Source organism: Streptomyces sp. ActVer, from assembly GCF_027270795.1.
Classification (GTDB): domain Bacteria; phylum Actinomycetota; class Actinomycetes; order Streptomycetales; family Streptomycetaceae; genus Streptomyces; species Streptomyces umbrinus_A.
On sequence record NZ_JAPWHT010000474.1, the window covers coordinates 1 to 7678 of the forward strand.

The 7678-nt window shown below is 71.5% G+C and carries 7 protein-coding genes; 3 read left to right on the forward strand and 4 right to left on the reverse strand.

Annotation, left to right across the window (positions count from 1 at the left end; translation table 11 throughout):
- The 4 genes from O3Q52_RS44415 to O3Q52_RS44430 form a co-directional block, all read right to left on the reverse strand.
- The coding region (locus O3Q52_RS44415) for a hypothetical protein (RefSeq protein WP_269654202.1) at window positions 1-732 on the reverse strand (732 nt) is incomplete at its 3' end.
- Between the two features lie 69 nt (window positions 733-801).
- Window positions 802-1500: an LPXTG cell wall anchor domain-containing protein gene (locus O3Q52_RS44420; protein ID WP_269654203.1), complete on the reverse strand. Its 699-nt coding sequence runs from the start codon at window positions 1498-1500 to the stop codon at window positions 802-804.
- 349 nt (window positions 1501-1849) lie between these two features.
- The gene (locus O3Q52_RS44425; RefSeq protein ID WP_269654204.1) at window positions 1850-2353 is read right to left on the reverse strand and encodes an ATP-binding protein; all 504 of its coding nucleotides are present in this window, start codon (window positions 2351-2353) and stop codon (window positions 1850-1852) included.
- Window positions 2354-2624: 271 nt separating this feature from the next.
- Entirely contained in the window at window positions 2625-3053 is a 429-nt protein-coding gene (locus O3Q52_RS44430; RefSeq protein WP_269654205.1) for an STAS domain-containing protein, read from the reverse strand.
- 249 nt (window positions 3054-3302) lie between these two features.
- Between O3Q52_RS44430 and O3Q52_RS44435 the strand changes: the two genes are divergently transcribed.
- The 3 genes from O3Q52_RS44435 to O3Q52_RS44445 form a co-directional block, all read left to right on the forward strand.
- Window positions 3303-4202, forward strand: a complete 900-nt coding sequence (locus O3Q52_RS44435; RefSeq protein WP_269654206.1) for an RNA polymerase sigma factor SigF — start codon at window positions 3303-3305, stop codon at window positions 4200-4202.
- A 319-nt stretch (window positions 4203-4521) separates the two neighbouring features.
- Window positions 4522-6108: an RICIN domain-containing protein gene (locus O3Q52_RS44440; protein ID WP_269654207.1), complete on the forward strand. Its 1587-nt coding sequence runs from the start codon at window positions 4522-4524 to the stop codon at window positions 6106-6108.
- 209 nt (window positions 6109-6317) lie between these two features.
- Window positions 6318-7678, forward strand: a 1361-nt coding sequence (locus O3Q52_RS44445; protein ID WP_269654208.1) for a DUF418 domain-containing protein, incomplete at its 3' end; no start/stop codon positions are given.

Below are 7678 nucleotides of genomic sequence, written 5' to 3' on the forward strand. Positions count from 1 at the left end.
CCCGCCCGCCGCCGTGACCGCCACCTCGACGTCGACGGAGTCGAACGCGGGCCGGTCGGGCCAGGGTTCGGTGAGCGCGACGCGGCGGCCGGGGAGCAGTTCGACGGGCAGGGTGCGCGGGGCCCGGTCGAGCACCTCGCCGAAGAGCCCCTCGGCGCGTACGGCGAGTTTCGGGGTCAGCACGGTGGTGCCGCGGTTGACCAGTTCGTACGAGATGCGCCCGCCGTTGACCCGTACCTGCTCGACGGTGAGCGCGGAGAGGGTCGGGCCCTCGACCCGCAGATGGACGCGTACGGCCGCGGTCCGGCCGGCGGCGCTCGCGACGATCGCGCCGGGGTGGTCGCCGGGCGTGGCGCCCGCCGGGACGCTCACGGTGGACGGCACGTCGGCGCGGGTACGGGCCGGGATCCGCACCGTCCGCTCGGCGAAGGTGATCCAGGCACCGGTGTCCGTCGCCCTGGTCCGCACGGAGAATCCGCCGCTCCTCGTGTTGTCGGCGTCCGCACCCCGGAGCCGTACGGTGAGCGGCTTCCCGCCCGGGTTCAGTACCGACACCGTGTCCTGCAGAACCGTGCCGGGCGCGCCCTCCGCGTAGAAGTACGGCCGTGAGTCCCGCCCGCCGGCCGACGGCACGACGGACCAGCCGCCGTCGGCCGCGGCGGTGGGAGCGACGGCCAGAAGTACGACGGCGGCGAGACAGAGAACACGGGCGGCGGGCGGTACGAACGGCATCGGCGGCTCCGGATGGCGTACGGGTCGTGCGAGACGTACAGGCCGTGCGGGTCGTACGAGACGTGCGGGTCAGCGGTGGGCCTGGTTCCTGCGGGTCAGCCACAGCACTCCGGCCGCGCCCGCCAGCAGCACCGTGCCGCCGAGCGTGCCGAGGGCGATCGCGGAGTCCTCGGGGCCGGTCTGCGGGAGTTCCTCGCCGCCCGCGGGGGCGTCCTGCGAGGAGCCCGTCGTCCCCGTCGTCCCGCCGCCGGCCGCCGTGACGTCCAGGGTCAGCGAGACCTTCGGACCGTTGGAGGGCGTGCACGTGGTCGTCGTACCGAGGGCCTTGATGGTCAGCACACCCGGCGTGAAGGTGACCTTGCCGGTCTTCTTCGGGGTGTACGTACCCGTGAGGTCAGTGATCTTGATCGGCGTGTTGGCGGGCACGGTCGCCGGGTTGGCGGGCCCCTTGACCGCCAGCGTGCCGGTCTCGGCGCCGCCCAGCTTGATGACCGCGCTCGGGTTCATCGCGCCCTTGCCCAGGTCGACGGGGCTGGACGAGACGCCCTTCTCGAAGGTCATGGTGATCTGGTAGCCGCTGCCGCTCTTGACGCCCTTGATGTCGATGGGCGAGACGGCGGACTTGTCACCGATGGGTGTCTTGCACTGGTAGTTGACGTCCACCACGTCGGCCCGGGCAGCGGGGGCGGCCATCAGCACCGCCGAGCCGGCCAGGGCCGCGGCGGACGCGAGCGCGGCGGTTCGTTTCGGGTACATCCGGTATGACACGGTCCCCTCATTCCTGAAGGCTTTCCTGATGGCGTTCCTGACGGCACATCAGATCGGCCGTCAAGGTACGCCCGGCGCCTTGCCGAGGGAAGACAAAGTGCGCGCCGGATCCGTGGGGATCCGACGCGCATCAAGTGAGGGAAGGGGAAAAACCGAACCGCGGGTAACCCCCAGAGGGGCCATCAGATCGACCCTGAGCAGGCCCGGCGATGTCAGACTGCGGCTCGACCGAGCCCCAAGGGGCGCGGGGCGGTGACATGTGCGGCTCCGCCGCGGGGCGCGCCCAGCCACAACGCACCCGCGGGCAGGAAACCCACAGGCACGCCAACCCGCCAAACCAGGCCGAGCGTTAGGCCGGCGCCCCGAGCTCCGCCCAGACCGTCTTGCCCGCAACCCCGGCCGAACGGATCACACCCCAGTCCAGACACAGCCGCTGCACGATGAACATCCCGTGGCCACCGGGCCGCCCGGCCCGGTGCGGCGTGCGCGGCGCGGGCTGACCCGCCCCCCGGTCGGAGACCTCGATGCGGAGCACCTTGTTCTCGCAGGCGATCAGGAGCTCGTCCGGCCCCTCGGCATGCAGACAGGCATTCGTGACCAGCTCGGAGACGACCAGCAGGACGTCCTCGGCCGCGGCCCGCTGGTCGGCGGTGGCCGCCGGCAGCCAGCCCCACTCGTACAACGCCTGACGAGCGAAGTCGCGGGCGAGCGGGACGACCCCGCTCGCGCCGTCGAAGTTCAGCCGACGGGCACGACGCACGACGGGCGTGCCGCCCGGAGGCGTCCCGGAAGCGCCGCCGTCGCCCGGTTCCGGGCCGCGGTCGCCCGGCGGGTAAGGCCGGGTGGTGCTCATCAGCGCTTCACCTCACCGATTCACCAGTTCACGATTCAAGACTCAGCACTCAGCACATTCAGGACATTCGGAAAGCTCAGGGACACTCCGGATCCGGGAGTCGTCCGGGGACTGCCGCGCGCTTGCCGTTCGGTCTGTTGACATATTCAGGATGTCTCCTGCCCGACCGAACCGTCAGAACACCCACTTATTCGGCATGGATGCTGTGACTCTGGTAACGCGCTGATCACACGGACACAACCGAGGCATAACTTTGCCTCACGGGAGCGCCTCAGGGCGACTGGTCGCCCGGGTCGGGCTCGGGTTTCCCGGCCTCGGACCCGTCGGCCCCGGGCTGGCTCAGAGCCTCTTCGAGTGTGTCGTGGAGGGTGAAGACGGCTTCCGCCCCGGTGATCTCGAAGACCCGGGACACCACCGGCAGCATGCCCGCCAGATGGACCCCGCCGCCCGCGGCCTCGGCCTTCAGCCGGGCACCGAGCAGCACGTTCAGCCCCGTGGAGTCGCAGAACTCCAACCGCGAGCAGTCCACGACGAGGCGCGCGAACCCTCGGTCGAGGCATTCCTCGATCGGTTCGCGCAGTAGATCCGCCGTATGGTGATCCAACTCACCGGCCGGGGTCACAACGGCGCTAGCGCCCTCTTCCCGCACCTCGACCAGAAGCCGGCCCGACTGTGCGCTGCCGACCGTCCCGCGGTCCATGCCGTGTCTCTCTTCCGACCGTCGTGGCTGTTGATACGCCCTCGAACCCTACGCCTTCCCTGCACTCTTCAACACCCGAACAACCGCCAAGAAACGGACATTTCAACATGAAACACACTTGCGAGAGAGTCGCGAAAGCGGGTAGGGCTAGTAGAGACAGTTTTCGACACGGCCGGCTTTGGAGGCGCCGCACACCGCAGTGCACGTATTGGCATCGGCAGCCATATGCCGAGAACGATGGAGGACACCATGTCACCCCGGCTCGACGCATCGCAGCCCCAGAGGGCGACGTCGACACCCCCTCTGGAACGACTGGAAGACGAGTCCGCCGACGAGAACGTCGGCCTCGCCGGACTTCCGGAGATCCCGCCTTTCGACGAGGTCGGGCCAGTGGACGCACGGGCCCTGTCCAAGACCCTCTTCGAGCGGCTGGAGTCGCTGGAAGAAGGCACCCACGAGTACTCGTACGTACGCAACACCCTGGTCGAACTCAATCTCGCCCTGGTGAAGTTCGCCGCCTCCCGGTTCCGCTCCCGCAGTGAGCCGATGGAGGACATCATCCAGGTCGGCACCATCGGCCTGATCAAGGCGATCGACCGGTTCGAGCTCAGCCGTGGCGTCGAGTTCCCGACCTTCGCGATGCCGACGATCGTCGGCGAGATCAAGCGCTTCTTCCGCGACACCTCGTGGTCCGTGCGGGTACCGCGCCGACTGCAGGAACTCCGCCTCGACCTGGCCAAGGCGGGCGACGAACTCGCGCAGCAACTGGACCGCGCTCCGACGGTGGGAGAGCTGGCGGAGCGTCTGGGCCTGTCGAACGACGAGGTCGTCGAGGGCATGGCGGCGTCCAACGCCTACACGGCCAGCTCACTCGACGCCCAGCCCGAGGAGGACGACTCCGAGGGCGCGCTGGCCGACCGGATCGGCTACGAGGACCACGGACTCGAAGGCATCGAGTACGTCGAGTCGTTGAAGCCGCTGATCGCCGAACTCCCGCCGCGCGACCGGCAGATCCTGTCCCTTCGGTTCGTCGCCAACATGACGCAGTCAGAGATCGGTGACGAACTCGGTATCTCGCAGATGCACGTCTCGCGGCTGCTCTCGCGGACGCTGGTGCGGCTGCGGAGGGGACTGACCGTCGAGGAGTGACGGTCACCGTCGCCACCGCACCACCGCACGAGGTGTGTGGTCGTACCGGCACACAGGGCGCGCAGGTGTGCGCTCGGGGCCGGGCCGGATCATCCGGCCCGGCCCCGAGCGCGTTGTCGGCGGATCGCGCGGGCCGCACCTTCGGATCGCCCGGACACATGGCCCCGTCGCACGCGGGTCCGCGCCCTCGGATCCCCCGAGTTACCCACGGGAACCCCTTTCTTCACTGTTCACCTTCCATCACTATGGTCACCCGCCAAACTGGCTGGTAGGTCAGTTGTCCGGCGGATGAGGCGCGGGGGTGCAGGGAGGCACGTGGATGGTTCGGGGCGAGGGGCAGGGGACCGGCGGTGATGCCGGGAACGGGGGCGGGGGCGGCGTGCACGCGGGTGCGGCCGACGCGCGGCTCACCGAGCTGCTGCGCGCGGACACCAAGACCGCGTACGCGGCACTGCGCGAACTGCGCGTGCGCCACCGGCCGTCGGTCCTCGCGTACGCCCGTCTGTGCACCACCGCCGACTCCGCGGCGCGCCAGCTGACGGACCGGGCGTTCGCCCTCGCGGCCCAGGAGACCGCGCGCGGCTCCGACCCGGGCGGCGCCTGGCGGCACCAACTCCTGCTGCTGGCAGGGCAGGTGGCCGTCACCTGGACCGGGGACGAACGGGCCGGCCGCCTCGACCCCGGACTCCTCGCGCGACTGCGCGCGTCCGGTCCCGAGGGCCCGACACCGCCGCTGCTCGACGCGTTCCGGTCGCTCCCCTCCCGGGTCCAGGGCCTCGCCTGGTACGGGATCGTGGAGCGGGAGCCCGAGGAGAACACGGCAGGTCTGCTCGGGCTCACCCGCGAGGACGTGACGTACGGAACGGAACCCGCGCTCCAGGCACTTCGCGCGTCCTTCCTGAAGAGCCATCTCGCCGCCTCCGGCGATCCGCGCTGCCAGGACTTCCGCCGGCTGATCGAGGAGTCGGTACGCCCCGACAGCCCACGCCACAGCACCGATCTGCGCGCCCACATGGCCGAGTGCGCGCACTGCGCCACCGCGTACGAGGAGTTGTCCGCGCTGCGGGACGACCCGCACACGGGTCTGGCCGAGGGCCTGCTGCCGTGGGGCGGCACGGCGTACGGCACGGGCGCGGCGGCCCGCTCGCGCGCCACCGCACAGACGGAGTCGGCCACTTGGGGCCCCCTGGCCGCCTGGCCGCCCTCCCGTCGCCTCGTCCTGGCCTCCGCGGCGCTCGGGGTCGCCCTGGCCCCGCTGCTGCTCTTCCTCCCCTCCTCGGGCGGCTCAGGGCCCGACACGGCGGGAAGCGCGAGCACTCCGGTGCCCCCGCCGGCGGTCACCGTGACGGCCACGGTTCCGACGGCGCCCTCCGCCTCCCCCACGGACAGCACCGACTCCCCGTCCCCGACGAGGAGTTCACGCCCGTCGAAGCCGGCGTCGCCGAGCCCGTCCCACCCGACGTCCGGCCCGCCGTCCGCCCCGGCGCCGCCGCCGCCGAACGGCAGTTACGCCCAGGTCGTGAACCGCTCCACCGGCCGCTGCCTGGACATCCGGGACGGTGACATGGAGAAGGGCACGGACGTCATCACGGCCCCCTGCTCCTCGTCCGGCACCCAGCGCTGGCGCGTCGACACCGACCGGGGTGCGCTGCAGTCGTACGCGGACCCCGACTTCTGTCTGGACAGCCGCGGCGCGACCGACGACGGCGTGGGCATCTGGGAGTGCGACTCGCTCGACGGCCGCAACGCCGTGAACCTGCGGTTCGCGGTGAGCGCCGACGGCGTGATCCGCCCGGCCGTCGCGCCGGACCACGCGCTGACGCCGTACGGCGACGACGGCCTGGACCTGGCCCCGGACACGGGACGGACGGAGCAGCTGTGGCGGGCGGGGGCGGGGCCTGCCTGAGTCTCCGAGCGGACTTCCGGCCGGGGTTCCTGGCCCGGCTGATGACCGGGCTTCCGACCGAGGGAGTGCTCGGCGGCGACTTTGGTCGCGGTCCCCCGGCTCGGTGTCATCCCTTGGTTGTTCGCCGCCGGACCTCCGCCATCCTTGGTCGGTCGGTGCTGGACCGCCGACCGATATCGCCCAGGTCAGGCCCTTCCTAGCTTGAGGGCATGACGACCACGAGCGAAGAGACGCCGGTGCGGCGCGGGGGTGTGCGGGCCGAGGAGCGGGCGCTCGCACCCGACCTCGCACGCGGGATCATGCTGTTGCTCATCGTTCTGTCCAACACCGCCTTCCACCTCTGGGCGGCCCGACGCGGCCCCTCGGGCTGGCAGCCCGCGGACGGTTCATGGCTCGACCACGCCGTGCAGTTCACCATGATCATCGTGCTGGACCTGCGGGTCTATCCGCTCTTCGCGTTCCTCTTCGGCTACGGGATGATGCAGCTCTTCCTCCGGCAGACCGCCGCCGGCAACTCCGAGGGGGGCGCCGCCAGGATCCTGCGCAGGCGCAGTCTGTGGCTGATCGTCATCGGGCTCCTGCACTCCACCCTGCTGATGGCGGGCGACATCGTCGGCTACTACGGAGTGCTGAGCCTCGTCCTCGGCCTGGTCTTCCTGCGGCGGAGCGAGCGTGCGCTGAAGCGGTGGATCTGCGTCGGCGCCGTACTGCTCGTGTTCTTCGCGGCCCAGCCCGTCGTATCGGCCCTGCTCCGGGGCGAGTTGGGCACGCTCGGGGACGCGGGCGCGGAGCCGGGCTTCCTGGCGTACGCCGCACAGGAGGGGAACTGGCTCACGGCGGCTCAGACCCGGCTGGAGACCGGCCTGTTCGTCACGTTCCTGGCCTCCGCGCTGGCACTGGTCGGCGGCGGATACGTCGTCTTCCTGCTCGGCTTCTGGGCGGCCCGGCGCCGCGTCCTGGAGGAGCCCGGACGCCATCGGACCCTGTTGCGCCGCACGGCCGTCATCGGCATCACGGTCGGCTGGCTCGGCGCGCTGCCCGCCGCGCTCGCCCACGTCGGCGCCCTGGACGTACCGGCCGACGCGCAGAGCGAGGAGGGCGCGCTCACGCTGCTCCGGGACGTCACCGGCAACGCCGCAGGACTCGGTTACGTGGCGGCCGTCGCGCTCTTCGTGCACTGGTGGAGCGGCCGGGAGGCGCGCGCGGGGGCGGAGGCGCGTACTGATGCGGGTACGGGTGCTGCGAGCGCGGGCGCAGGTATGAGTGCGGGCGCGGGTGTGGGCGCGGGTGCCACGGTCGTCACGGCGGTGTCGGCGGTCGGCAAGCGGTCCCTGTCCTGCTACCTCGCACACTCGCTGCTCTTCGCGCCGGTGCTGGCCGCCTGGGGGCTCGGCCTCGGCGAGCCCCTGTCCAGCTGGACCATGGCGCTCTTCGCGGCCGGCGTCTGGCTGCTCACGGTGGCGGGGGCGTACGCCCTGGAGCGCGCGGGGCGCCGGGGCCCGGCCGAGGCGGTGCTGCGACGGCTCATGTACGGGGCCAAGGACAAGGCAGGCCGAGTGGCCAAGGCGGG